Genomic DNA, 23,336 nt, shown 5'->3' with positions numbered 1-23,336 from the left:
CACCTTCTGTCAGGTACCCCGGAGAAGATCGCCGGGCGTCGCGGGCGGGCGGCCGGGGGTGCTGAAACCCTTTGCGGCATCGCGCGGCGCGGTGCTTTGATCGCGCGGTGTTCATGATGAGCTTCCTGCGCGAGTTCGGGACGTGGAACTGGACCTGCGAGTTCGACGACCCCGTCCTGCGCGGCGCCTACGCCGCCATGGGCGCCGCGACGACGCCGCAGGAGTTCGAACGGGCGTTCCTGGTGCTCCTGCGCAGCGAGGACACCGTCGCGATCGGCGCCGCGCTGGACTACTACGACCGGGCGCGCACGACCAGCCGGTTCGGCGAGGACAGCCCGTTCGAGGCGCACCGGGACGAGGTGATCGCGCGGGCGCGGGCCCTGCTGCGGCAGCCTCCGCGCCCGGCCGACGAGCGGGGCGCGGCGGGCGCCAACCACGCCAGCGCCCTGTCGGTGCTGAGGAACGAGGCCGGTCCGCAGGACGCCGAGCCGATCTTCGCCATCCTCAGGGCCGCTCCACCCGGCGGCGTCGACGGCGACGCCCTGAGCGCGGCCGGGCTCGTGCTGAACGCCGGGCCCGTCCCGCACGCGGGCCTCCTCGCGCTGGTCATCGGCATCGCCGGCGACCGGTCGCGGGACCCGGGCGAGCGCCGCGAGGCGCTGAGGGCGCTCCCCGACGCCCCCGCCCCCGAGATCACGGCCCTGCTGCTGGAGGCGATCGGCGACGAGGACCCCGACGTCCGCCTGGACGCCGCCGCCGCGCTGTGCCGCGGGCCGCGCTTCTACGCCCACCGCCGCCGTCTCGAGGACTTCGTCGCGACGTGGCCGGAGGATCGACGGCCCTGGGGCGTCGCCGAGGCGCTGTCGGAGGGCCGGCACAGCCTGTACTGGACGGACCACGAGCTCGACGGTCCCCGGCTGCGCGAGGCGCACCGGCAGTTGCGCACGCCCACAGGCGAGGCCGCCCACCGCCGGGCGTTCCGCACCCTCCTGCACAGCGGGCGGACCGCCGCGGTCGGCATCGCCCTGGACCACTTCACCATGACCGACGGCCTCACCCGCTTCGGCATGGACGTCGAGCGCTACACCGACGACGTCCTGGCGCTCGCCCGCCACCTGCTGCGGCTGCCTCCGTGCGACGACGGCGCCGTCCACGCCAGCGCCTGGGGAGTGCTCGCGGAGCACGCCGGGCCCGCGGACGCGCCGCTGATCGCCGAGGCGCTGCTGGACACGCCCGTGCTCGACCGCGCCGTGCACGCCGCCGGCCGCTGCCTGGAACACTGGACGGTCCCGTCGCCGGAGATCGTGCGGGCCCTGGAGACGCTGATCTGCGATACCGGCAGGAGCCTGGACGACCGGGAGGACTGCGTGACCGCGCTGTTCGACCTTGCCTCGCCGGACGTCACCGCCGTCCTGCTCCGGGCGCTCCGCTCCCCGGAGCTGCCGATCCAGATCGAGGCGGCCGTCGGCCTGACCTTCGACCATCTCCTCGACGACCACCGCGACCTGCTCGCCGACGTCGTCGCGTCCTGGCCGCAGGACGCCGGGTACCGCGCCCGCATCGTCCGCTCCGAACTGGCGCGGGAGCGGCCCTCCCGGAGCGGGCCGGCCTGACGGGCGCGACGGGCGGCCGCAGCGGCGGCCGCGGTCATGGCGGGTCGCCCGGATCGGTGCGGGCCGGTGAACCGCCGGTCCGCGCGCCGGGAGGGGGGTGGCCGACGGTGGCGCGGGTGAGGCGGGCGCCGACGGCGGCGAGCCGCTCGGCGAGCTCCGGCGGTTCCACGACCTCGAAGTCCAGGTCGAGGTAGGCGATGCGCAGCGCGGTGTACTCCAGCGAGTCGGGCGCGGTGCGCAGCACGCAGGTGCGCTCGTCGACCGGTTCGACCTCGTCGCCGGTGACGCGGAACCGGTCGATCAGCTCCTCGGCGGAGGCGTGCACGGTCAGCACCGCCGGCCGCACCGGCCGCGACCGGGCCAGCGAGCGGGTGACGAACGCGGCGGCGTCGGCGGCGGGCAGGTCGCGGGGCGGGCAGCGGATGCCGGTGGGGTACGGGCGGGCGACGCGGTCGACGCGGAACGTCCGCCAGTCGCCGCGTCCGGTGTCGAAGGCGACCAGGTACCAGCGGCGCCCGGCCGTCACCAGCCCGTGCGGGTCGGCGAGGCGGGAGGTCTCGGCGCCGCCGCCGTCGCGGTAGGCGAACCGGATCCGCTCGCGGTCGCGGCTCGCGGCGGCCAGCACGGTGAGGGTCTCGGGGTCGACGGCGGGCCCGGCAGGCGGCCCGGTCAGCGGGGTGGTGGCGGTGTGCAGGGCGTTGACGCGGCGGCGCAGCCGGGCGGGCAGGATCTGCTCCAGCTTGGCCAGCGCCCGCACCGACGCCTCGCCGATGCCCTCGACCGCTCCCCCGGCGGCGCCGCGCAGCCCGACCGCGATCGCGACGGCCTCCTCGTCGTCCAGCAGCAGCGGCGGCAGCGCCGTGCCGGCCTCCAGCCGGTACCCGCCGACCTTGCCGAGAGTGGCGTGCACCGGGTAGCCGAGGTCGCGCAGGCGCTCGACGTCGCGGCGGACGGTGCGGACCGTCACGCCGAGCCGCTCGCTCAGCTCCGGGCCCGTCCATTCGCGGCGGGTCTGCAGGAGGGACAGCAGGTGCAGCAGTCGCGCCGAGGACATGCCGCCAGTATGCCCGCCAATGAGGACCGTTCCCGACCTCATTGGCTCCTAGCGTGGCCGGCATGAACGGCGACGACATCATCATCAGCAGGGCACGGGAGAACAACCTCAAGGACGTCTCGCTGCGCATCCCCAAAGGGCGCCTCGTGGTGTTCACCGGGGTGTCGGGGTCGGGCAAGTCGTCGCTGGTGTTCGGGACCGTCGCGGTGGAGGCGCGGCGGCAGCTGGCCGAGACGTTCGGCTGGTTCGCCCGCGACCGGATGCCCAAGCACGAGCGGCCCGACGCCGACGCGATCGAGAACCTCGCCCCGGCCGTCGTCGTGGACCAGCGGCCCATCGGCGGCGGCGCGCGCTCCACGGTCGGGACGGCGTCGGAGATCAGCCCGGTGCTGCGGGTGCTGTTCTCCCGGCACGGCACCCCCAGCGCGGGCGAGGCGTCCGCCTACTCCTTCAACGACCCGCGCGGGATGTGCCCGCAATGCGAGGGGCTCGGCCGCGTCACCCGCGTCGACCTGGACCGCTTCCTCGACACCGGCAAGACCCTGAACGAGGGCGCGGTGAACTTCCCGCCGTTCGGCGTCGGCACGTTCGTGTGGCAGCTGTACGCCGAGTCGGGCCTGTTCGACCCGGACAAGCCGCTGCGCGACTTCACCGCCGAGGAGTGGGACCTGCTCCTGCACGGCAAGGGCTTCCGCGTGAAGCGGCTGAACCGGACCGGGTCGGTCGGCAGCAACGCCTACGAGGGCCTCGTCGAGCGGTTCGACCGCCTCTACATCAAGCGGGACCTCGACACCCTGAAGGGGACGGTGCGGGAGGCGGCGCGGCGGGTCGTCCGCGAGGACGCCTGCCCCGAGTGCGGCGGCGCCCGCCTGAACGCGGCGGCGCGCGCGTCCCGGGTCGCCGGGCGGACGCTGCCGGAGATGTGCGCGCTGGAGATCGGCGACCTGATCGCGGTGCTGGAGGGCGTCACCGGCCCGGTCGCCGGGACCGTCGCGGGGGCGGCGGCCGCGCGGCTGCGGCGGCTGGAGGAGATCGGCCTCGGCTACCTCAGCCTGGACCGGGAGACCCGCACGCTGTCGGGCGGGGAGGCGCAGCGGCTGAAGGTCGTCCGGCACCTCGGGTCGAGCCTGACGGGGATGACGTACGTGTTCGACGAGCCGAGCGCCGGGCTGCACCCGCGCGACGTGGACCGGCTGGTCGCGCTGCTGCGGCGGCTGCGCGACAAGGGCAACACCGTACTGGTGGTCGAGCACGACCCGGACGTGGTCGGCGCCGCCGACCACGTCGTCGACATGGGGCCGGGCGCCGGTGCGCACGGCGGCGAGGTGGTGTTCACCGGGACCGTCACCGCGCTCCGCGGCGCCGCCACCGCGACCGGGCGGGCGATGCGCCGCGTCGTCCCGGTGAAGGAGGCGTTCCGGGAGCCGTCGGGGTGGCTGGCGGTGACGGGCGCGAACGCCCACAATCTCGACGACGTCACCGTGCGGTTCCCGACCGGGGTGCTGACGGCGGTGACGGGCGTGGCGGGGTCCGGCAAGAGCAGCCTGGTGATGGGCGAGTTCGCGGCCCGCCACGAGCACGCCGTGGTGGTGGACCAGTCGGCGATCACCGCGTCGCGGCGCTCCAGCCCCGCCACGTTCCTCGGCGCGATGGATCCGCTGCGCCGGCTGTTCGCCCGCGCGAACGGGGTGGACGCCGCGCTGTTCAGCCACAACTCGGCGGGCGCCTGCCCGGAGTGCGACGGCGCCGGCGTCATCCGCACCGACCTGGCGTTCATGGACCCGGTCACGGTGCGGTGCGAGGCGTGCGGCGGGCGCCGCTACCGCCCCGACGTCCTGGCCCACACGCTGCGCGGGCGCTCCATCGCCGACGTCCTGGAGACCCCCGCCGAGCAGGCCCTCGGGCTCTTCACCGGCGACGACCCCGCCGAGCGGACGATCACCGCGCGGCTGCGCGCCCTCGTCGACGTGGGCCTCGGCCACATGGCGCTCGGCCGCCCGCTGTCGTCGCTGTCGGGCGGGGAGCGGCAGCGGGTGAAGCTGGCGGCGCGGCTGCACCGCACCGGCCAGCTGTACCTGCTGGACGAGCCGACGACCGGCCTGCACACCGACGACGTCGCCGGGCTGCTGGCGCTGCTGGACCGGCTGGTGGACGCGGGCAACACCGTCATCGTCGTCGAGCACGACCTTGCGGTGGTCAAGCACGCCGACTGGGTGGTGGACCTCGGGCCGGGCGGCGGCCGGCGCGGCGGCCGCGTGGTGTTCGAGGGCACCCCCGCCGCGCTGGCGGACGCGACGGGTTCGGTCACCGCCGACTTCCTGCGCCGCTCCCTCGGCGCGCCCGCCCGCGACGCCGAGCACGCCGTCGCGCGCTGACGGGAGCCGCCGCGTCGCGGCCGTCAGCCGTCGCCAAGCACGACGGTCTTGTTCGGAGTCGGGGTGGGGACGAGGTCGTCGGTGAGGACAAGCGCGCCATCGGCGGCGGCGCGGATGCCGTACACGTGATCGGGGCGCGGCAGCGCGGGCGACACCCGGGCCAGCAGCGCCCCGGTCCGGGCGTCGTTGACGTTGACGTGGTCGACGATCTCGCCGCCGTGGTCGCTGGTCAGCGTGTAGACGCGCCCGTCGGCGACGGCCACCGGCGAGCCGAGCTGCGGGGTCTCCGCGGCGCCGGGGAAGCGGAAGCTCCACAGCCGGCGCCCGGTGACGGGGTCGGTGGCGCAGATCCCCTCGTGGAGGTCGCGAGGAGGGGCGATCCAGCACGGGCCGTAGCCCGTTTCGCCGTCGAAGACCTTGTTCTCCCCGGCGCCGAGGACCTTGCCGTCGGCGTCGACCGGCTGGGGATGCTCGCCGAGCTCCGCGCCGGTCGTGGCGTCGTAGACGGCCTCGCGTTCCAGCGTCCAGACCACGATCCTGTTGCGGTCGAGGCCGGCGACCCTGACGGGGAGCACGGCGGCGTGCTCCCTGCCGGGCCACCACCTCGCGAAGTTCATGCTCCACAGGAGGTGCCCGGCGGCGGCGTTGTAGCCCTCCACCAGCAGCCCGGTTCCCGGGCATTCGCGCCGGAGGATCACCGTGCCGCCGAGGGTTCCGCCCGGGGCCTCCTCGCAGCCGTCGTGCAGCCGCCAGCGCCGGTGCCCGGTCGCGGGGTCGAGCACGGTCACGCCCTCGGCCGGGATCAGCGCCGCTCTTCCGATGACGGTGGATCCCTGGTCGAGGACGTCCGAACGGGTAGAGAGCGTCCGGGTCCAGCGGATCGACCCTGTCCGCACGTCGACCGCCATGGCCTGCAGCGGCGCCTCGGTGGCCCCGGTGTCGGGGTCCAGGTGAGCCCAGACCAGCAGGAGCCGCCCGGTGGCGGGATCGATGTCGGCGTCCAGGAGCCGGTGGTCGCGGCGGGCGAGCCGCCAGTAGGTGGCGGCGGGGCGGATGCGGCGGGCCGTCACCGAGCCGGAGTTCCGGGTGGCCTCGATCGCGAGGCCGCGGTAGGTCAGCGCCGGGTAGGGGTAGGCCGCCACCGCCTTCCGCGGGTGCTGCGGGGGCTGCGTGGCGATCGTCTCGGGGAAGGCCCCGTGCGGGCCGTCGATCGTCCAGTCGTTCCGGCGGTGGTGGGCGTCCCATTGCAGCCACAGTCCGGAGGCGACCAGCAGCATGCCCGCGGCTATCGCGGCGGTGGCGGGCGACGGCACGCGCACTCGGCGTCGCGGCTCAGGCGCGGGCGTGCCGTCCTGGCCTCTGGCGCGGATCGCGGTTTCGAGTCGCTCCAGGCGTCCGCGCCGCCGCGCCGCCGACGCCGGGCTGAGGACGGCCACGCCGATCAGCACGACCGTGGTGCCCGCCATCTGCTCGGTGCGGGTCGCGGCGAGCATGACCGCGCTCACGGCGACCAGCGCCACCGGCGGCCACCGGTACAGCCACGCGTACCGGCGCATCTGGTCGCGGACGTACCGGCTGGACGCGAGGGTCGGCTCGTCCAGTGCCGGGTCGGGAGGCGGGACGCATCGGCGGACCGCGCGGGCGACCGCCGCCCGGTCGGCGGCGGGCAGCCGCCGCACCGATTCGGGCAGGCCGCGGCTCTGCCGGCGCCGGTCGCCGAGCCTGCGGAGCAAACCGCGCGGCGGAGGCGAGGACGGGGACGCGGATTGTTCTTCCGGGTGGACCGCTGGTTCGGGCACGCCACCGTTTCCTGGCGATCGACGGGATTCGGCGCGGGGTGATCCGGTTATACAGGATCACCCCGACAGCGGATGTCGAGTTCGTCAGGAAGGCGGTCCGGGCGTATTCGGGACGGGGTCAGTCGGTGGGGGCGAGGCGGGCGGGGAAGCCGCCGGTCGAGATCGGGCCCCAGCGGTCGATGGTGACGCGGATGAGGGACTTGTCCTGGCGGCGCATCGCCTCGCGGTACTCGTCCCAGTCGGGGTGCTCGCCGGCGATGCACCGGTAGTAGTCGACCAGGGCGTCGGCGGCCTCGGGCATGTCGAGGACCTCGGCGGTCCCGTCGACCTGCACGTAGGGGCCGTTCCAGTCGTCGGACAGCACGCACAGCGACACCCGCGCGTCGCGGCGGGCGTTGCGGGCCTTGGCGCGCTCGGGGTAGGTGGACACCACGACGCGTCCCTCGCCGTCGACGCCGCAGGTGACCGGCGACAGCTGCGGGCGGCCGTCGGCGCGTGTCGTGGCGATCAGCGCGCGGTGCCGGGGCCGCAGGAATTCCAGCAGTTCGGAGCGTTCGACGCGGTTCGCGGTGGCGATCGAAGGAGCCATGCCTCCACCTTAGGGACGGGCCGGGCGGCGCCCGTTGTCGCCCCGCACAATGATCGCCGGGAAGTTTTGAGGGCTCACCAGTTCATCGCCGTCGGGCGGGCCTGCATGATGACGGGCGTCCCCCTCTCCCCCGCCCCTCGAGGATCGCCATGCGCACCTCCCGCACGTCCGGAGTCCTGCTCGGCACCGCGCTGCTGGCCGGCGCGCTGACCGCGCCCCCCGCCCTGGCGGACGTCCCCGCGCGGGCGTCCGCCGCCTCTCCGCTGGCCGCCGCGGCGCCGCGGCTGGCGACGGCCGCCAACTTCCGCGACCTCGGCGGCTACGCGACCGCCGACGGCCGTCACGTCCGCAGCGGTGTCGTCTACCGGTCCAACTCGCTGGCGAACCTGTCGGACGCCGACCAGCAGACGCTGCTGAGCCTGGGGATCACGCTGGATGTGGACCTGCGCAACGCCAAGGAGCGCTCGGACGACCCGGACCGGCTGCCCGCCGGGATCGCCTACAAGGTCGCCGACGTGGAGGACCTGACGCACGGCATCTCGTTCGCCAACCCGGCGCTGGGGAGCCTGCTGTACGGGTTCCTGATGGGGCTGGTCACGGGATCGTCCAACATCGGGCAGTCGATCGCCTACCCGTTCATGGTGGACTTCAGCGGCGCGAGCCGCGCCTACCGCGACCTGCTGACCTCGATCGCGGCCAACCCGGGCGCGACGGTGTTCCACTGCACGGCGGGCAAGGACCGGACCGGCTGGGGCGCGGCGGTGCTGCTGACGCTCCTGGGCGTCCCGAAGGCGACGGTGTACCAGGACTACCTGGCCAGCAACACCTACCTCGGCCGGCCGGACGCGGTGGAGTCGTCGTGGCTGGACGAGGCGTTCCACGAGGTCGACGGCGTCTACGGGGGCTTCGACAACTACGTTCACAAGGGGCTGGGGCTCAGCGACGCGACCATCGCGGCGCTGCGCGCCCGGCTCCTGACCTCCTGACCCGCGGCCCGGCGATCCGCGTCCCGGCGGCCTGCGCGAGCGGGCGGCCGGGACGCGTGGCGCCGCGCCGCGGCGGGGTCAGGGGCCTTCGACGGGCGGCATCAGCGGCGGCCCTTCGGCCTCGACGGCCGCGGCGACCTTGCGGAGCAGGGCGGACAACTGCGCGCGCTCGTCGCCGGTGAGCGGTGCGAGCAGTGCGTGCTCGGCGGCGGCCTGGTCGCCGATGGTGCCCTCCCACGCGGCGTGGCCCTTGTCGGTGAGCGCGACCAGGAGCCGCCGCCGGTCGGACGGGTCGTGCGCGCGGGTGAGGTACCCCGACTCCTCCAGCCGGTCGAGCCTGCTGGTGAGGGTGGCGGGGTGGGTGTCCAGCGCCTGGGCGAGCCAGGTGGGCGTGGCCTGGTAGGGCGGCCCGGTGGAGCGGAGCCGCCAGAGGACGTCGTACTCCCAGCCCTTGAGGCGGCGTGCCTTGAGCGCGGCCTCGCGGCGCCGCCTGAGGAACGCGACGAGGGTCTGCATGCGGGTGATCGCGCCCTCGAGGTCGGGGTCGAGGTCCGCCAGTTCCCGGGACCAGTAGGCGATGTGCCGGTCGATCGAGTCCTCCACACCGCGAAGATACTATCTTCTCCGATAGTATGGTTTCGTAGTAACAGAGAGTGAGGACTCCCCCATGCCTTTGTGGCCCCCCGGATTCGCCGGCCGGATCGACGAACGCACCATCGACAGCCGGCTGCTGCGCGGCAACCCCCTCGGGGACCCGCACAGCAGGCCGCTGTGGGTGTACACGCCCCCCGGCTACGACGACGAGCCCGAGCGCCGCTACCCGGCCGTCTACATGCTGCTCGGCTTCGCCGGCACGCTCCCGGCCTGGAGCAACCAGCCCGGCGCCTTCCGCACCTCGGTGCCGGTCGCCACCGACGCGCTGTTCGCCCGCGGCGAGGCACCGCCGATGATCATGGTGTTCGTGGACGCCTGGACCACCTACGGCGGCAGCCAGTACGTCGACTCCGCCGGAACCGGCCGCTACCACTCCTACCTGTGCGAGGAGGTCGTCCCCTGGGTCGACGCCCGCTACCGGACGCTCGCCGACCGCGACCACCGCGCGGTCGCCGGCAAGTCCAGCGGCGGGCTCGGCGCCATGGTCACCTCGATGCTGCGCCCCGACCTGTTCGGCGCGTTCGCCACCCACTCGGGCGACTCCCTGTCCGAGGCCCAGTACATCCCGCACTTCCTGCACGCCGTCCGCCACCTGCGCGCCTACGACGGCGACATCTTCGCCTGGTGGCGCGACTTCGGCTCCCGCGTCGCCTTCACCAAGGAGGAGGACCTGCGGCTGCTGGAGATCCTCGCGGTGTCGGCGTGCTTCTCACCGGACGCCGACGGCACGCCCGTGCTGCCGTTCGACCCCGTCACCGGGGCGCTGCGGCCCGAGGTGTGGGAGCGCTGGCTGCGCTGGGACCCCGTCCGGATGGCGCCCGCGCACGCCGAGGCGCTGCGGTCCATGCGCGCGATCTGGATCGACGCGGGGACCCGCGACGAGTGGTTCCTCGACCTCGGCGCCCTGGCCTTCCGCGAGGCGGTGCGGCGGGCCGGTGTGCCCGACGACACCGTCCGGTTCGAGCTCTTCGAGGCGGGCCACACGGCGATCGAGTACCGCCATCCCCAGGCCCTCGCCTGGCTGGCGCACCGCCTCGCGCCCGGAGAGCACCGCCTCGCGCCCTGAGCGCGCCGGCGGAGCCCGGCGGCCCGTAGGCTTCCGTACATGATCGATCAAACGGCGTCGTACCTGTCCGGGCTGTTCTCGCTGGAGGGCAGGACGGCGGTGGTGACCGGCGGAAGCTCCGGGATCGGGCGGGCCATCGCGGTGGCGCTGGCGCGGGCGGGCGCGTCCGTCGTCGTGGTCGCGCGGCGCGAACCCGAACTCGCCGACACCGTCCGGGAGCTGGAGTCCCACGGCTGCCGGGGGGCCCGGGTCAGCGCCGACCTCGGGTCCCGCGCCGGCGTCGCGGACGCGGCGCGGGCCATGGCGGAGCCGTTCGGCGAGCCCGACGTGCTCGTCAACGCGGCGGGGATCAACCTGCGGCCGCCGATGGACGAGCTCGGCGAGGACGTGTGGGACGCGACGATGGCGGTGAACCTGGACGCCCCGTTCCTGCTCGGCCAGCGGTTCGGGCCGGGCATGGCCGAACGCGGCTACGGACGGCTGATCCACATCGCCTCGCAGCAGGCGTTCCGGGCGTTCGTCACCAGCGGCGCCTACGGGGTGTCGAAGGCGGGGCTGGTCGCGCTGGCCCGCTCGCAGGCGGAGGCGTGGTCGGCGCGGGGCGTCACCGCCAACACCCTCGTGCCGGGTTTCGTCCTGACGCCGCTGAACGCGCGGCTGCAGGACGACCCGGCGCGGGTCGAGGCGCTCGCCGCGCGGACGATGACCGGCCGCAACGGCCTCGCCGAGGACTTCGCGGGCGCGGCGGTGTTCCTGGCGTCGCCGTCGGCGTCCTACGTCACCGGGCAGGCGATCTTCGTGGACGGCGGGTTCTCCGTCCACTGACCCGCCCCCGGGCGGGCGCGCGCCGGGCGGGTCACTGCCACAGGCCGGTGGCCTGGACGGCGTCGGCGGGGTCGGTGGCGTGCACGATCCCGGCGACGGGCCGGCCGTCCTCGTCGTGGACCAGCCAGCCGCCGAGCTGCACGACCGGGACCCGCCCGGCGCGCATCGCCAGCGCCAGCTCCGACAGCGTCCCCCAGGACCCGCCGACGACGATGACGGCGTCGGCGGCGTTGACGATCACGTTGTTGCGGGCCTGGCCGAGCCCGGTCGGCAGCACGACGCTCAGGTCGGGGCCGGCGGCGGACCGGTCGGCGGCCGGCAGCACCCCGACCACGGTCCCGCCGGCCGAGCGGGCGCCGGCCGCGGCGGCGGCCATGACGCCGCCGTGCCCGCCGCAGATCAGCACGGCGCCGCGGCCGGCGAGCAGCCGGCCGGTCTCGTGGGCGCGGTCCCAGTCCCGTTCGGTGCACTCGGCCGGGCCGCACACCGCCACCTGGACGGCCACGGCCGGCTACTCGGCGCCGTGCCGGGCGGCGATCCGGTCGATCACCGCGGCGAGGTCGAAGTCCTTGCCGGTCAGGCCGCCGGCGCTGTGGGTGGACAGCGCGAACGTCAGCGTCCGCCACCGGATGTCGATGTCGGGGTGGTGGTCGGCGTCCTCGGCGGCCCGGGCGACGTCGTCGACCACCGCGATCCCCTCCGCGAACGACGGCGCCTTCACCTCCCGGCGGATCTCGTCGCCGTGCCTGCTCCAGGCGGGCAGGTCGCGCAGGCGGTCGGCGACGGCGGCGTCGTCGAGCGTGTCGGCCATCGGTGGTCACTCCCTGTCGTCGGGTCGCTGCGGTCTCCTTCCCCGAGTACATCACGGAACCCGCGGGTTCCCGTGGCGCGGGTCACGCGCCACGGGAACGCGCGTCACGCCGTTCCGGACGCGCCGGTCGACAGGTCGTACAGGGTGACGCCGCCGACGGACGTCGCCGTGAAGGTCGCCGCGACCCATTGGCTGATCTTCTGGGCGTCGTCGCTGCCGCTGCCTCCGCCGCGGCCCGTCATCATCCCGCCGCCGCCGACGAAGTAGTGGATCCTTCCCTGGCGGACGAGCCGCTGGAACCGCGCGAGGGTGGGGGCGGGGTCGGTGCCGTTGAAGCCGCCGACCGCCATGACCGGCTCACCGGAGGCGAGCTGGTAGCCGGCGGCGGTGTTCGACCCGACCGCGGCCGCCGCCCAGGTGTATGACTTCGCGCCGGCCTTGAGTGCGGCGGTGACCTGCGCGCTGGGAGTTCCGGCGTTCAGCAGGCCGCCCGGGCCGCCGCCGGCGCCGCCGGGGCGTCCGCCGCCGAACCCGCCGGGCGCCGTGCCCTGGGAGGCGCCAGCCCCGTTTCCCTGGCCGGGGAAGCCGCGTCCGGGGACGCCGGCGCCGGGCTGCCCGCCCTGCGGCGGCGCGAACCCCTGGCCGCGGTTCCAGCCGCCGCCGGGACGGCCGGCGCCGCGTCCTCCGGCCGGTCCCCCGCCCGGTCCGCCGCGTCCGGGTCCGAAGCCACCGGAGGTGCGGGGGCCGGCGGTGACGATCGCCCCGGTGTGCGGGGTGCCGGCCGTCTCCACCGCGTACGCTGCGGGCCCCGCCAGGGACGCGGCGGTGGCCAGGACCAGCACGGCGGCCAGCAGCGGCCCGCGCAGCAGCCGGACGCCGGCGAGCGCGGCGGCCGCGACCAGCCCGGCCGCGACGATCGCCGGGCCGAGCCAGGGGTGCCAGCCGGGGGCGCGGCCGAGCAGCACGTACGCCCACACGGCGGTGACGGCGACCGTCACCGACAGGAACGCGGCGCCCTCGGTGGTGCGGCGCCGCTCCCACAGCAGCGCGGCGCCGATCCCGACCAGGGCGGCGACGGCGGGGGCGAGCGCGACGGTGTAGTACTCGTGGAAGATGCCCTGCATCTCGCTGAAGACCGCGCCGGTGAGCAGCAGCCACCCGCCCCACACCAGCAGCGCGGCGCGGGCCGGGTCGGTGCGGGGCGCGCGGCGGGTGACCCACAGCCCCGCGGCCAGCAGGACCAGCGCGGCGGGCAGCAGCCAGGAGATCTGGCCGCCGATCGCGGCGCCGAACATCCGGCCGACGCCGGCGTCCTGGTTGAGGTTGCCCAGGCCGCCGGTCTCGTCGCCGTTGAGGCGGCCGATCCCGTTGTAGCCGAGCGCCAGTTCCAGGACGGAGTCGTGCTGGGATCCGCCGATGTAGGGGCGGGACGAGGCGGGCACCAGCGCCACGGCCAGCACCCACCAGCCGGCCGACGCCACCAGGGCGGCGCCGGCGAGGACCAGCTGCCACAGCCGCCGCCGCACGGGCGCGGGAGCGGTGACCAGGTACACCAGCGCGAACACCGGCACGACCAGGAACGCCTGCAGCATCTTGGCCAGGAACCCGGTGCCGACGAACGCGGCCGCGGCCAGCAGCCAGCGGGTGCTCGCGTTCTCCTGGGCGCGGATCGCGGCGTAGGCGCCGGCGGTCAGCAGCAGCACCAGCAGCGCGTCGGGGTTGTTGAACCGGAACATCAGCGCGGCGACCGGGGTGACGGCGAGCGCCGCCCCGGCCAGCAGCCCCGCCCAGGCGGGGAACCGGCGCCGGACCGCCGCGTACAGCGTCGCGACGGTGGCGACGCCCATCAGCGCCTGCGGGACCAGGATGCTCCAGGAGTTCACCCCGAAGATCCGCGCGGCGATCTCCATCGGCCACAGCGCGGCGGGCGTCTTGTCGACGGTGATGGCGTTGGCGGCGTCGGAGGAGCCGAAGAAGAACGCCTTCCAGCTGGTGGCGCCGGCCTGGACGGCGGCGGAGTAGAACGCGTTGGCCCATCCGGACGCGCCGAGGCCCCACAGGTACAGCACGGCGGTCGCGGCGAGCAGGGCGAGCAGGGCGGGCCGCGCCCACGCGGGGTCGGCGGCGGGTCCGCGCCACAGGCGGCGCAGGGCCCGGCGGGGGCGGCCTCCCCGCCCGTCCAGGGTGCGGTGGGCGGGCGGGGAGGCCTGGATCGTGGAGGTCATCGTGGGATATCCCAGGGGTCAGCCCAGCTTGTACAGCTGGGCGCCGGTGGAGCCGGACGACGCGGAACCGGACTGCGAGGCGCCCGACTGCGAGGCGCCCGACTGCGAGGTGCCGGACGAGGAGGTGCCGCCGTATTCGGAGGGGTCGACCAGGGTGCCGTTCTTCTGCACCCAGGCGGTGACGGAGGAGTTCCCGCCGCCGGGGCCCATGCCGCCGCCGAGCATGACGTAGCGCAGCCTGCCGTCCTTGACGTACTTCTGCAGCTTGGCGACGGTCATCGCGGGGTCGGAGCCGGTGAAGCCGCCCATCGCGATGACGGGGCGTCCGGTGCTGAGGATGATCGAGCTCGCGGACTGGGCGCTGGAGACCGCCACCAGCCAGGTCGCGCTCCCCTGGTTCTTCTCCAGGTAGGAGATCATCTGAGCGCTGACCTCGCCGCCGGGGCCGCCGCCGAACCCGCCGAACCCGCCGCGTGCGCCGCCGGACCGCTGAGAGCGGTCACCGCGCGTCCACGGCATCTGCCCGCCGCCCGAGCCGGAGCCCTGGCCCGCGGAGCCTTCCCCGGCGGGGGTCTGCCCGCCGGGTGCGGCGCCGGGCGCCCCGCCGGGCAGCCGACCGCCCGGCACGCCGCCGGGCGGCTGGCCGCCGGGGAAGCCTCCCCTGAACCCGCCGGGCATGCCGCCGGGCATGCCGCGCATGCCTCCGGGACCGCCGAATCCGGTGGACGGCCCGGCCTGCGGGTTGCTGCCGTTGGAGGCGGTGGACGCGGCCGACACCGCGTAGGCGCCCGGCCCGGCCAGCGTCGCGACGGCGGCGAGGACGGTCCCGGCGACGACGGCGCGGGTGCCGGCGCGGCGGACGAAACGGCCCAGCAGCAGCGCCGCGATCGAGACCGCGGTCGCGGCGAGGATCGTCCAGCGCAGCCAGGGGTGCCAGGACGGGGTGCGGTTCAGCAGGGCGAACGCCCACGCTCCGGTCACGGCGATCGCGACCGCCCCCACCAGCGGCCGCACCCGGCTCCAGCGGGCCTCGCCGCGGTCCGCGCGGAACAGCAGGACGGCGCCCGCGCCGGTCAGCGCGGCGATCGCGGGGCCGAGAGCGGTGGTGTAGTAGGGGTGGAAGGTGCCTTCGGCGAAGCTGAAGATGACGTAGTGGACGGCGAGCCAGCCGCCCCACAGCAGCAGCGCGGCGCGGGCGAGGTCGGTGCGGGGCCGCTTCCACAGCAGGACCAGGCAGGCGACCAGCGCGATCACGGCGAACGGGATCAGCCAGGAGATCTGGCCGCCGACGATGTCGTTGAACAGCCGTCCGGCGCCGGACCGGCCGCCGAAGGAGGCGCCGCCACCGGGTCCGCCGCGTCCGCCGCCGGGGCCGTTGTTCTCGCCGAAGACGCGGCCGAGGCCGTTGTAGCCGATGACCAGGTCCCAGACGGTGCCGTCGGTGCTGCCGCCGATGTAGGGGCGGCTGCCCGCGGGGACGGCGTCGACGATCAGCATCCACCACGACGACGAGACGGCGAGGACGGCGCCGGCGGCGACCAGGTGCCCGAGGCGCCGCACGATCCCGGGACGTCCGGCGATCAGGTAGACCAGCGCGAACGCGGGGACGACCAGGAACGCCTGCAGCATCTTGGTGTTGAAGCCGCAGCCGACCAGGAACGCCGACAGCAGCAGGGGCCGCAGCCGCCCGGTCTCGACGGCGCGCTGGCACGCCCACGCGGCGGCGACCAGCAGCAGCACCAGCAGGGTGTCGGGGTTGTTGTCGCGGTTGATCGCGACGGTGATCGGGGTGAGGGCCAGCACGGCGGCGGCGATGAGCGCGGCGGGGTGCCCGAACGCGCGGCGCACGGTGGCGTGCAGGATCGCCACGGCGGCGACGCCCTCGATGACCTGCGGGAGCAGCAGGGCGGGGGTGCCGAACCCGATGACGCGGGCGGCCAGCTCCTGCGCCCACAGCGCCATCGGCGGCTTGTCGACGGTGATGTAGTTGCCGGCGTCCAGGGAGCCGAAGAAGAACGCCTTCCAGCTCTGGGTGCCGCTCTTGACGGCGGCGGAGTAGTAGCTGTTGGCGTAGCCGCCGGAGTTCAGGTCCCAGGCGTACAGGGCGGCGGCTAGGGCCAGCACCGCCCACAGCGCGGGGCGCGACCATGCGGGGTCGCCGGGGCCGCCGAGCAGGATCCGGCGGATCCTTCCGCGGGGCGCGGGCGCCGCGGTTCCGGTGGGCGGCGCGGGGAGCGTCTGGGTCATGACAGGTTTCCTCCGGTCTCCCCGGCGGCCGGCGCGCGGCCGTCCCGGGAGATCGTGACGTCGGTGCGGAGGGCGGCGTGCGGATCGTCGGTGCGCGGGTCGCCGGCGGGCGGGGAGCCGGCGCCTGCGTCGCGGTCCGCCAGGCGGCGGGGGTGGAAGATCCAGGCGCGCATCAGCAGGAACCGCACCAGGGTGGCGACGGCGTTGGCGGCGATGAGCGCGCCGACCTCGACGGCGCGGGACGCGCCGGGCGCGGCGGCGTGCAGCAGCGCGAGCCCGCCGGTGGACAGCGCGAGGCCGAGCAGGAACGCCAGGCCGCCTTCGAGCTGCTGGCGCAGGGCGCGGCCGGTGCCGGTGACGCCGAAGGTGAAGCGGCGGTTGGCGGCGGTGTTGCCGACGGTGGTGATGATCAGCGACAGCGCGTTCGCCCACAGCGGGCCCATGACCAGCCGCAGCAGGACGAACAGGACGAGCTGCGCGACGGTGCTGATGGCGCCGATGACGGCGAAGGCGGGCAGTTGCCGCGCCATCCCGGCGGGCAGCGCGTCGCCCGCGGAGGGTGCGGCGGGGGCGCGGCGGCCGCCGACGGGGGCGCGGAACGCGCCGGTGAGCATGCGGCGGGCGACGCGGGCCATGCCGCGCAGGTCGTCGCGGGCGGTGCGGACGACGTCGACGCGGGAGTCGGGGTCGTCGACCCAGTCGACGGGGACCTCGTGGATGCGCAGCCCGTTGCGTTCGGCGAGCAGCAGCAGCTCGGTGTCGAAGAACCACTCCTCGTCCTCCACCGACGGCAGCAGCGCCTGCACGATCTCGGTGCGGGCGGCCTTGAAGCCGCACTGGGCGTCGGAGAAGCGGGCGGCGAGGGTGGTGCGCAGCAGCAGGTTGTAGCAGCGGGAGATGACCTCGCGGCGGGGGCCGCGCACGACGGCGGACCCGCGGGTGAGCCGGGACCCGATGGCCAGGTCGCTGTGCCCGGAGATCAGCGGCGCGACCAGCGGAAGGAACGCGTCCAGGTCGGTGGACAGGTCGACGTCCATGTAGGCGACGACGTCGGCGTCGCTGGTGCCCCACACGTGCCGCAGGGCGCGTCCTCGTCCCTTCAGCTCCAGGTGGACGGCGTTGACGTGGTCGAGCCGCGCCATCAGGTCCCGGGCGGCGCGCCAGGTGCCGTCGGTGCTGGCGTTGTCGGCGATGGTGATGCGGAACGGGTAGGGGAAGGTGTCGGCCAGGTAGGCGTGCAGCCGCCGCACGCTCGCGGCCAGGACGCGTTCCTCGTTGTAGACGGGGATGACCACCTCGACCAGCCTTCCCCGCCCGCCGTGGTCGTGCACGGGCGGGGGCGGCCCGGCGGGCGTGCCCCGTTCGGTGACAAGGTGACTCATGGGACCGAGGTTCGGGTGCGGGTGTGGGAAGCCCCTGAGCCGTGGATTAACGCGGTATGAGAAACCCGCGCGGCCTGCGGATCCACCCTGCGGGTGGTCGGTCGCGGGTGGTCAGTCGCGGGGTGCGCCGGTTCCGGGGAGGCGGACGCGGGCCAGCGCGCCGCCGCCCTCGGCGGGTTCGAGGTCGACGCTGCCGCCCGTCTCGGCGACGACGCGGGCGACGATCGACAGGCCGAGCCCGGAGCCGGGCAGGCTGCGCGCCGACGGGGACCGCCAGAACCGCTCGAACACGTGCGGCAGGTCGGCGGCGGGGATGCCGGGGCCGTGGTCGCGGACGGTCAGCTCGCCGCCGGCGAGCCGGACGGTGACGGTCCCGGCGGGCGGGGAGAACTTCACGGCGTTGTCCAGCAGGTTCACCACGGCGCGTTCCAGCGAGGCGGGGTCGCCCTGGACGTACCAGGGCTCGGTGTCGGCCCGGACGGTCAGGCCGGGGCCGCGCAGCCGGGCGCGTTCGACGGCGCGGTCCACGACGTCGTGCAGCGCGACGGTCTCCTGGACGGGTTCGGCCTCGTCGGGCCGGGCGAGTTCCAGCAGGTCCCCGACCAGGCTGGACAGCTCGTGCATCTGCGCCTTGACGCTGACGAGCAGGTTGTGGCGGGCGGCGGCGGGCAGGTCGCGGCCGGTGGCCTCGGCGCGCAACAGCAGGTCGATGTTGGTGCGCAGGCTGGTGAGGGGGGTGCGCAGCTCGTGCCCGGCGTCGGCGATGAGCTGCTGCTGCCGTTCGCGGGAGGCGGCCAGCGCGCCGGTCATGGCGTTGAAGGAGCGGCTGAGCCGGGCGATCTCGTCGGTGCCCTCGGCGGGGATGCGGGTGCCGAGGTCCTCGGTGCGGGCGATGTGCTCGACGGCGCCGGTCAGCTCGTCGACGGGCCGCAGCGACGCGCGGGCGATCATCAGGCCGGCGCCGGCGGACACCAGCACGCCGAGGGCGGTGACGGCGACCAGCAGCAGCGCGAGGTTGTCCAGCGGTCCCTCGACCTCGTCCAGGGACAGCGCGACCGACAGCGCGATGGGGGTGCCGTCGGCGGCGTGGGTGGGGAAGGTGAGGATCCGCACGTCCTCGGTCTTGCCGCTCGGGCTGACGCCGGTGCCGTCGTGCAGGGCGCGGTCGCCGTCGCCGCGGGCGACGGCGGCGTCGGCGGCGGTGACCTTCAGCGAGCCGGCGTCGGGGATCGTGCAGGGCCGCCCCTGCGCGTTGATCACCTGGACGATCTCGTAGGGGCCGAACACCCGGCCGTCGCCGGTGCCGGTGGTGGCGTCGGCGCGGCAGTCCATCAGCGCGGCCTCGACCTGCCGGCCCAGCATCCGCTGGACGCCGCGGCCGGGCCCGCCGGGGCCGCCGGGCGCGCCGGGGGCCTCGGGGCCGGGCGGGGTGGAGAAGGAGCCGAGGCGGCGGTCCAGCTCGTGGTAGAGCTGGTTGCGGGTGAGGTACCAGCCGGCGGCGGCGCACACGGCGACGGCGAGCGCGACGGCGACGGCGGTGAGCAGCGCCATCCGGGCGCGCAGCGTCAGCCGCCGCGTCATCGGCGGGCGCCCGGGCGTGCCGCGCCGGGACGCCGCCCGGCGGTCACGGGGACGCCGCCGTCCGCAGGACGTAGCCGACGCCGCGGACGGTGTGCACGAGCCGCGGCATCCCGCCGGCCTCGGTCTTGCGCCGCAGGTACATCACGTACACGTCGAGGGAATTGGAGGCGGGTTCGAAGTCGAAGCCCCAGACGGTCTCCAGGATCTGCTCGCGGGTGAGGACCTGGCGGGGGTGGGCCAGGAACATCTCCAGCAGCATGTACTCGGTGCGGGTGAGGGACAGGGGGCGGCCGGCGCGGGCGACCTCGCGGGTGAGGGTGTTCATCCGCAGGTCGTCGAAGGCCAGGACGTCCTCGCGGCGGGCGTCGCCGCCGGTGTCGGCGTTCATCGCGCTGCGGCGCAGCAGGGCCCGCACCCGCGCCAGCAGTTCGTCCAGCTCGAAGGGTTTGGCGAGGTAGTCGTCGGCGCCGGCGTCCAGGCCGGTGACGCGGTCGCCGACCATGTCGCGGGCGGTGAGCATCAGCACCGGCATGGTGGCGCCGAGGGCGCGCAGCCGCCGGCAGGTGGTCAGGCCGTCCATGCGGGGCATCAGCACGTCGAGCACGACCAGGTCGGGGCGGTCGGCCTGGACGCGTTCCAGGGCCATGGCGCCGTCGGCGGCCTCGGCGACCCGGTATCCCTCGAACTCCAGGCTGCTGGACAGCGATTCGCGGACGGCGGGCTCGTCGTCGACGATCAGTATCCGTGCGGCGGGCGCCGCCTGCGGGGTGCCGGGCTCCATGCACTCACCGTAAGCACCGCCGGTGAGGGCTCCGGCCGCGGGCGGGCGTTTCTCATGGATCTTTCAGAAAGTTCTGAGCGGGCCTTCAGCGGGGCGGAGCGCCGTCGGCCGGGCCGCGAAGGTCGCCGGGGAGGTCGCCGCGGACGTCGTCGGTGGCGTCGGCCCAGGGGTCGCCGTGCGCCGCGCCGGCCTCGGTGGTGCCGGCGATGTCGGTGGTGATGGTCTCGGCGGTGACGCGGACGACGACGGGGCCGGAACCGGTAGCCGTACCCGTCGCGGGGCCGGTTGCGGGCGTGGGGCGGGCGGCGGTGGTCCAGGTGGTGCGGGCCACGTCCACCACGACGTCGCGGGCGACGTCGAGGACCATGTCGCGCAGCACGTCCTTCATCGCGATCTTCAGGGCTTCGCGGAGCAGTTCGGCCATGACCACCTCGATCGCGGCGGTGGCGGCCTGCGCGGCGGCGCGGGCGGCCAGGTCGCGGGCGGTGCGGGCGAACGCGCCGCCCGCGGCGGCGGCCAGCAGCCCGCCGGCGGAGCGGGCGGCGTCGCGGGCGCCGGTGCGCTCGGCCAGGTCGCGGCCGGCGCCGACGGCGGCGCCGGCGATCGGGGTGAGCTCGGCGGCGATCGCGTTGAGCTCGGCGGAGCCGCGGGCGCGGTCGCGCAGCGCGGCGGCCAGATCCCGGGCGGTCTCGCGGGCGGTCTCCCGGACGACGCGCCCGACGATGTCGCGGCCGGCGACCAGGGCGGCGTCGACGGCCGCGTCGGCGACGGCGTCGATCGCGGCGTCCACGACGGCGCGGGTGGCGGCCTGCACGGCGGGCGAGGCGGCGGCGGTGGTCATGGTGCGGCCCGCCATGTCCAGCGCGGTGGCGGTGGCGGCGCGGGCCAGGGGGCTGCGGGCGGCGAGGCGGCGCGCGGCGATCGCCATGGGGTGCCGGGCGGCCTGCTCGGCGAGGGTCATCGCGGCGGTGGCGGCCTCGACGGCGGGCGCGGTGGCGGGGTTGGCCTCGGCGGCGGCGCGGGCCTCCCGCACGGCCTTCTCCGCGGCGGCCGAGGCGGCCTTGACGGCGGCGTCGCGTGCGGCCTTCTCCACGGCCCGCATCACCGGGGTGCCGGCCATCTGCTCGACGATGCGGGCGGCGGCGAGGGACGCGGCGTCGCGGGCGGCGTGCCGGACGGGTTCGCTGACGGTGGTGGCGAGGCGGGCGGCGCCGCCGGCGACGGGCGCGAGCCCGTTCCACAGGTCTTCCAGGCGTTCGGCCGCGGCCCGGTCGGCGCGCTCGGCGAGGCCCCGCTCCGGCTCGTGCGGCCTGCGCGGTTCGCGCGGTTCGTGCGGCCGCTCGTCCCGCCGGTCCCTTTCGTCCACGGTCACGCCCCCCATCACGGTCCGCCGCCCCAAATCACCATACTTTCCGTTTACCCATTCCACTCCCCTTCGCCCGCGCTGCCGGTGTCCGCCGGTGTGCTCGCCGGTGCCGCCGTTAATCGCCTGGCCCGGGCGCGGGGCGGCCGGTAGGGTGGGCGCCGGAACCGAAAGGGGGGTGAGGTGCATGGCCGTCGTCGCGGTCGCTGCTGCGCGCAGCAGCCAGCCCGTCCTCATCTCCCGGGCCTCCGGCTGACCCGGGTCCGCTTCGTCCGGCGTGCTCGCCGAGGCCCCTTCATGCGAAGGGTTCCATTCCGTTGTCTTCTTTCGACGGGTCTCCCCTGTCCGCCTACGGCTGGGACGAGACCTTGGAGAACGTCTTCTCCGTTCACCGCGCGGCCGGGCTGGTGCCGGCGCGGGTCGCCGCGGTGGACCGCGGCCTGTGCGACGTGGTGACCGAGTCGGGTCCGGGCCGGGCGTCGGCCGGGGCGCTCGGGTCACCGGCCGATCCGGCGGCGGCGCCGTGCACCGGCGACTGGGCGGCGCTGCGGCCCGGCGGGCCGGACGGGCGTCCGGTGCTGGCGGCGCTGCTGCCGCGCCGCACCGCGATCGTCCGGTCGTCGGCGGCACGTGACTCGCACGGCCAGGTGCTGGCCGCCAACGTCGACACCGTCGCGATCGCGGTGCCGCTGGTGCCCGATCCCGTCCTCGGGCGCTTGGAGCGGCTGCTCGCGCTGGCCTGGGAGAGCGGCGCCCGGCCGGTGGTGGTGCTCACCAAGGCCGACCGGGTCGCCTCCGCCGCGGAGGCGCAGGCGGAGGTCGCGGCCGCCGCTCCGGGCGTGGACGTGGTGGCGTGCAGCGCCGCGACCGGTGACGGCGTGGACGTGGTCGCGGCGGTCCTGTCGGGCACGGTGGTGCTGGTCGGGCCGTCGGGCGCGGGCAAGTCCACGCTCGGCAACGCGCTGCTGGGCGCCGACGCGCTCGCCACGGGCGAGGTCCGGGCGTCCGACGGCAAGGGGCGGCACACCACCGTCCGGCGGGAGCTGCTCCCGCTGCCGGGCGGCGGCGTCCTGATCGACACGCCGGGGCTGCGGGGCGTGGGCCTGTTCGACGCCGGCGACGGCCTGCGGCGGACGTTCGCCGACATCGAGGAGCTGGCCGGCGGCTGCCGGTTCGGCGACTGCGCGCACCTCGGCGAGCCGGGCTGCGCGGTGCTGGCGGCCGTCGCGGACGGGTCGCTGCCGCAGCGGCGCCTGGACAGCTACCGCAGGCTGCTGTGCGAGAACGCGTGGATCGCGTCGCGGACCGACGCGCGGCTGCGCGCCGAGCGGCGCGACAAGTGGAAGGCCGTGCGCCGGTGGCAGCGCCAGATGTACAAGGAGAAGGGGCGCGACCGGTGAGCGGGGACTGGACGGTGCGCCCGGAGGCGGGCGCGGACGCTGCGGCGGTGCGCCGGGTCGTGGAGGCGGCGTTCCCGACGGCCGAGGAGGCCGATCTGGTGGACGCGCTGCGCGGTGACCCGGCGTGGTTGCCGGGCCTGTCGTTCGTCGCCGAGGACGAAGGCGGGCGGGTCGCCGCGTACGCGCTGCTGACGCGCTGCCGGGTCGGCGGCGCGGACGCATTGGCGCTGGCGCCGGTGGCGGTGCTGCCCGAGTACCAGCGGCGCGGCGCGGGCGGCGCGGTGGTCCGCGCGGCGCTGGCCGAGGCGGCGCGGCGGGGCGAGCGGCTGGTGGTGGTGCTGGGGCATCCGGCGTACTACCCGCGGTTCGGGTTCGTGCGGGCGTCGTCGCTGGGGGTGTCGGCCGGGTTCGAGGTGCCGGACGAGGCGCTGATGGCGCTGGTGCTGGCCGGCTCGTCCGGTCCGGTGCCGTCCGGGGTGATCGAGTACGCGGCGCCGTTCGGGGTGTGAGCGGGCGGGGGGGGGGGGGCGCCGCGGCGCCGGGGTCGCGGGCCCCCCGCGCGGACAGCCAGAACCCGACGGGCGT

19 protein-coding genes are annotated in these 23,336 nt (G+C 75.7%); 7 read left to right on the top strand and 12 right to left on the bottom strand.

Going from position 1 to position 23,336, the window contains the following annotated elements; all coding sequences use genetic code 11:
* Positions 1-107: 107 nt before the first annotated feature.
* Positions 108-1,613: a HEAT repeat domain-containing protein gene (locus tag ABT299_RS46250; protein WP_500254708.1), complete on the top strand. Its 1,506-nt coding sequence runs from the start codon at positions 108-110 to the stop codon at positions 1,611-1,613.
* 34 nt (positions 1,614-1,647) lie between these two features.
* On the opposite strand, the gene ABT299_RS46245 is transcribed toward ABT299_RS46250, so the two are convergent.
* Positions 1,648-2,667, bottom strand: coding sequence for a helix-turn-helix transcriptional regulator (locus tag ABT299_RS46245; protein WP_500254707.1), 1,020 nt, complete (start codon positions 2,665-2,667; stop codon positions 1,648-1,650).
* Positions 2,668-2,729: 62 nt separating this feature from the next.
* On the opposite strand from ABT299_RS46245, the gene ABT299_RS46240 reads away from it, so the two are divergent.
* The gene (locus ABT299_RS46240) at positions 2,730-5,042 is read left to right on the top strand and encodes an ATP-binding cassette domain-containing protein (protein ID WP_500254706.1); all 2,313 of its coding nucleotides are present in this window, start codon (positions 2,730-2,732) and stop codon (positions 5,040-5,042) included.
* A gap of 23 nt (positions 5,043-5,065) precedes the next feature.
* Here ABT299_RS46240 and ABT299_RS46235 read toward each other — a convergent pair whose 3' ends face one another.
* Both ABT299_RS46235 and ABT299_RS46230 read right to left on the bottom strand, forming a co-directional pair.
* Complete coding sequence (locus ABT299_RS46235) at positions 5,066-6,841, bottom strand: hypothetical protein (RefSeq protein ID WP_500254705.1); 1,776 nt, start codon at positions 6,839-6,841, stop codon at positions 5,066-5,068.
* A 118-nt stretch (positions 6,842-6,959) separates the two neighbouring features.
* Positions 6,960-7,430 (bottom strand): PPOX class F420-dependent oxidoreductase, encoded by a 471-nt coding sequence (locus ABT299_RS46230; protein WP_190856739.1) that lies wholly within the window; start codon positions 7,428-7,430, stop codon positions 6,960-6,962.
* Between the two features lie 149 nt (positions 7,431-7,579).
* Here ABT299_RS46230 and ABT299_RS46225 point away from each other — a divergent pair, with 149 nt between their 5' ends.
* Positions 7,580-8,416, top strand: a complete 837-nt coding sequence (locus tag ABT299_RS46225) for a tyrosine-protein phosphatase (protein WP_500254704.1) — start codon at positions 7,580-7,582, stop codon at positions 8,414-8,416.
* 78 nt (positions 8,417-8,494) lie between these two features.
* Here ABT299_RS46225 and ABT299_RS46220 read toward each other — a convergent pair whose 3' ends face one another.
* Positions 8,495-9,019, bottom strand: a complete 525-nt coding sequence (locus ABT299_RS46220; RefSeq protein WP_206699957.1) for a MarR family transcriptional regulator — start codon at positions 9,017-9,019, stop codon at positions 8,495-8,497.
* A gap of 64 nt (positions 9,020-9,083) precedes the next feature.
* Here ABT299_RS46220 and ABT299_RS46215 point away from each other — a divergent pair, with 64 nt between their 5' ends.
* Entirely contained in the window at positions 9,084-10,136 is a 1,053-nt protein-coding gene (locus ABT299_RS46215; protein ID WP_500254703.1) for an alpha/beta hydrolase, read from the top strand.
* A gap of 39 nt (positions 10,137-10,175) precedes the next feature.
* Positions 10,176-10,961 carry an SDR family NAD(P)-dependent oxidoreductase gene (locus ABT299_RS46210; RefSeq protein ID WP_500254702.1) on the top strand — a complete coding sequence of 262 codons (786 nt, stop codon included), beginning with the start codon at positions 10,176-10,178 and terminating at the stop codon, positions 10,959-10,961.
* 31 nt (positions 10,962-10,992) lie between these two features.
* On the opposite strand, the gene ABT299_RS46205 is transcribed toward ABT299_RS46210, so the two are convergent.
* The 8 genes from ABT299_RS46205 to ABT299_RS46170 form a co-directional block, all read right to left on the bottom strand.
* Positions 10,993-11,466, bottom strand: coding sequence for a TIGR00725 family protein (locus ABT299_RS46205; protein ID WP_500254701.1), 474 nt, complete (start codon positions 11,464-11,466; stop codon positions 10,993-10,995).
* A 6-nt stretch (positions 11,467-11,472) separates the two neighbouring features.
* Positions 11,473-11,772 (bottom strand): 4a-hydroxytetrahydrobiopterin dehydratase, encoded by a 300-nt coding sequence (locus tag ABT299_RS46200; protein WP_190856744.1) that lies wholly within the window; start codon positions 11,770-11,772, stop codon positions 11,473-11,475.
* Positions 11,773-11,876: 104 nt separating this feature from the next.
* A complete protein-coding gene (locus ABT299_RS46195) occupies positions 11,877-13,997 on the bottom strand; it encodes a glycosyltransferase family 39 protein (protein WP_500254700.1) in 2,121 nt (706 codons plus the stop codon).
* An 18-nt stretch (positions 13,998-14,015) separates the two neighbouring features.
* Entirely contained in the window at positions 14,016-16,244 is a 2,229-nt protein-coding gene (locus tag ABT299_RS46190; RefSeq protein WP_500254699.1) for a glycosyltransferase family 39 protein, read from the bottom strand.
* Positions 16,241-17,626: a bifunctional glycosyltransferase family 2/GtrA family protein gene (locus ABT299_RS46185; RefSeq protein ID WP_500254698.1), complete on the bottom strand. Its 1,386-nt coding sequence runs from the start codon at positions 17,624-17,626 to the stop codon at positions 16,241-16,243. The genes ABT299_RS46190 and ABT299_RS46185 overlap by 4 nt, the downstream gene beginning before the upstream one ends.
* Before the next feature lie 111 nt (positions 17,627-17,737).
* On the bottom strand, positions 17,738-19,207 hold the full coding sequence (locus ABT299_RS46180) for a sensor histidine kinase (RefSeq protein WP_500254697.1): 1,470 nt from the start codon (positions 19,205-19,207) through the stop codon (positions 17,738-17,740).
* A 43-nt stretch (positions 19,208-19,250) separates the two neighbouring features.
* Positions 19,251-19,988 carry a response regulator transcription factor gene (locus ABT299_RS46175; RefSeq protein ID WP_190856749.1) on the bottom strand — a complete coding sequence of 246 codons (738 nt, stop codon included), beginning with the start codon at positions 19,986-19,988 and terminating at the stop codon, positions 19,251-19,253.
* Between the two features lie 85 nt (positions 19,989-20,073).
* The gene (locus tag ABT299_RS46170) at positions 20,074-21,360 is read right to left on the bottom strand and encodes a hypothetical protein (RefSeq protein ID WP_500254696.1); all 1,287 of its coding nucleotides are present in this window, start codon (positions 21,358-21,360) and stop codon (positions 20,074-20,076) included.
* Positions 21,361-21,668: 308 nt separating this feature from the next.
* Between ABT299_RS46170 and rsgA the strand changes: the two genes are divergently transcribed.
* Both rsgA and ABT299_RS46160 read left to right on the top strand, forming a co-directional pair.
* Positions 21,669-22,751, top strand: coding sequence for a ribosome small subunit-dependent GTPase A (gene rsgA, locus ABT299_RS46165; RefSeq protein ID WP_500254695.1), 1,083 nt, complete (start codon positions 21,669-21,671; stop codon positions 22,749-22,751).
* Positions 22,748-23,260, top strand: a complete 513-nt coding sequence (locus tag ABT299_RS46160) for a GNAT family N-acetyltransferase (protein WP_500254694.1) — start codon at positions 22,748-22,750, stop codon at positions 23,258-23,260. Before rsgA ends, ABT299_RS46160 begins: the two co-directional genes overlap by 4 nt.
* Positions 23,261-23,336 lie beyond the last annotated feature (76 nt).

This window comes from Spirillospora sp. NPDC000708 (assembly GCF_040299565.1).
Classification (GTDB): Bacteria; Actinomycetota; Actinomycetes; order Streptosporangiales; family Streptosporangiaceae; genus Spirillospora.
The sequence above is the reverse complement of the archived record's forward strand: the minus strand, read 5'-3'. Positions and strand labels throughout refer to the sequence as shown.

What these genes read in the sequence shown, in the direction of transcription:
- ABT299_RS46190 (WP_500254699.1), bottom strand. Translation starts at nt 16,244, where the DNA reads ATGACCCAGACGCTCCCCGCGCCGCCCACCGGAACCGCGGCGCCCGCG.
- ABT299_RS46185 (WP_500254698.1), bottom strand. Translation starts at nt 17,626, where the DNA reads ATGAGTCACCTTGTCACCGAACGGGGCACGCCCGCCGGGCCGCCCCCG.
- ABT299_RS46175 (WP_190856749.1), bottom strand. Translation starts at nt 19,988, where the DNA reads ATGGAGCCCGGCACCCCGCAGGCGGCGCCCGCCGCACGGATACTGATC.
- ABT299_RS46215 (WP_500254703.1), top strand. Translation starts at nt 9,084, where the DNA reads ATGCCTTTGTGGCCCCCCGGATTCGCCGGCCGGATCGACGAACGCACC.
- ABT299_RS46230 (WP_190856739.1), bottom strand. Translation starts at nt 7,430, where the DNA reads ATGGCTCCTTCGATCGCCACCGCGAACCGCGTCGAACGCTCCGAACTG.
- ABT299_RS46225 (WP_500254704.1), top strand. Translation starts at nt 7,580, where the DNA reads ATGCGCACCTCCCGCACGTCCGGAGTCCTGCTCGGCACCGCGCTGCTG.
- ABT299_RS46210 (WP_500254702.1), top strand. Translation starts at nt 10,176, where the DNA reads ATGATCGATCAAACGGCGTCGTACCTGTCCGGGCTGTTCTCGCTGGAG.
- ABT299_RS46240 (WP_500254706.1), top strand. Translation starts at nt 2,730, where the DNA reads ATGAACGGCGACGACATCATCATCAGCAGGGCACGGGAGAACAACCTC.
- ABT299_RS46195 (WP_500254700.1), bottom strand. Translation starts at nt 13,997, where the DNA reads ATGACCTCCACGATCCAGGCCTCCCCGCCCGCCCACCGCACCCTGGAC.
- ABT299_RS46200 (WP_190856744.1), bottom strand. Translation starts at nt 11,772, where the DNA reads ATGGCCGACACGCTCGACGACGCCGCCGTCGCCGACCGCCTGCGCGAC.
- ABT299_RS46180 (WP_500254697.1), bottom strand. Translation starts at nt 19,207, where the DNA reads ATGACGCGGCGGCTGACGCTGCGCGCCCGGATGGCGCTGCTCACCGCC.
- ABT299_RS46245 (WP_500254707.1), bottom strand. Translation starts at nt 2,667, where the DNA reads ATGTCCTCGGCGCGACTGCTGCACCTGCTGTCCCTCCTGCAGACCCGC.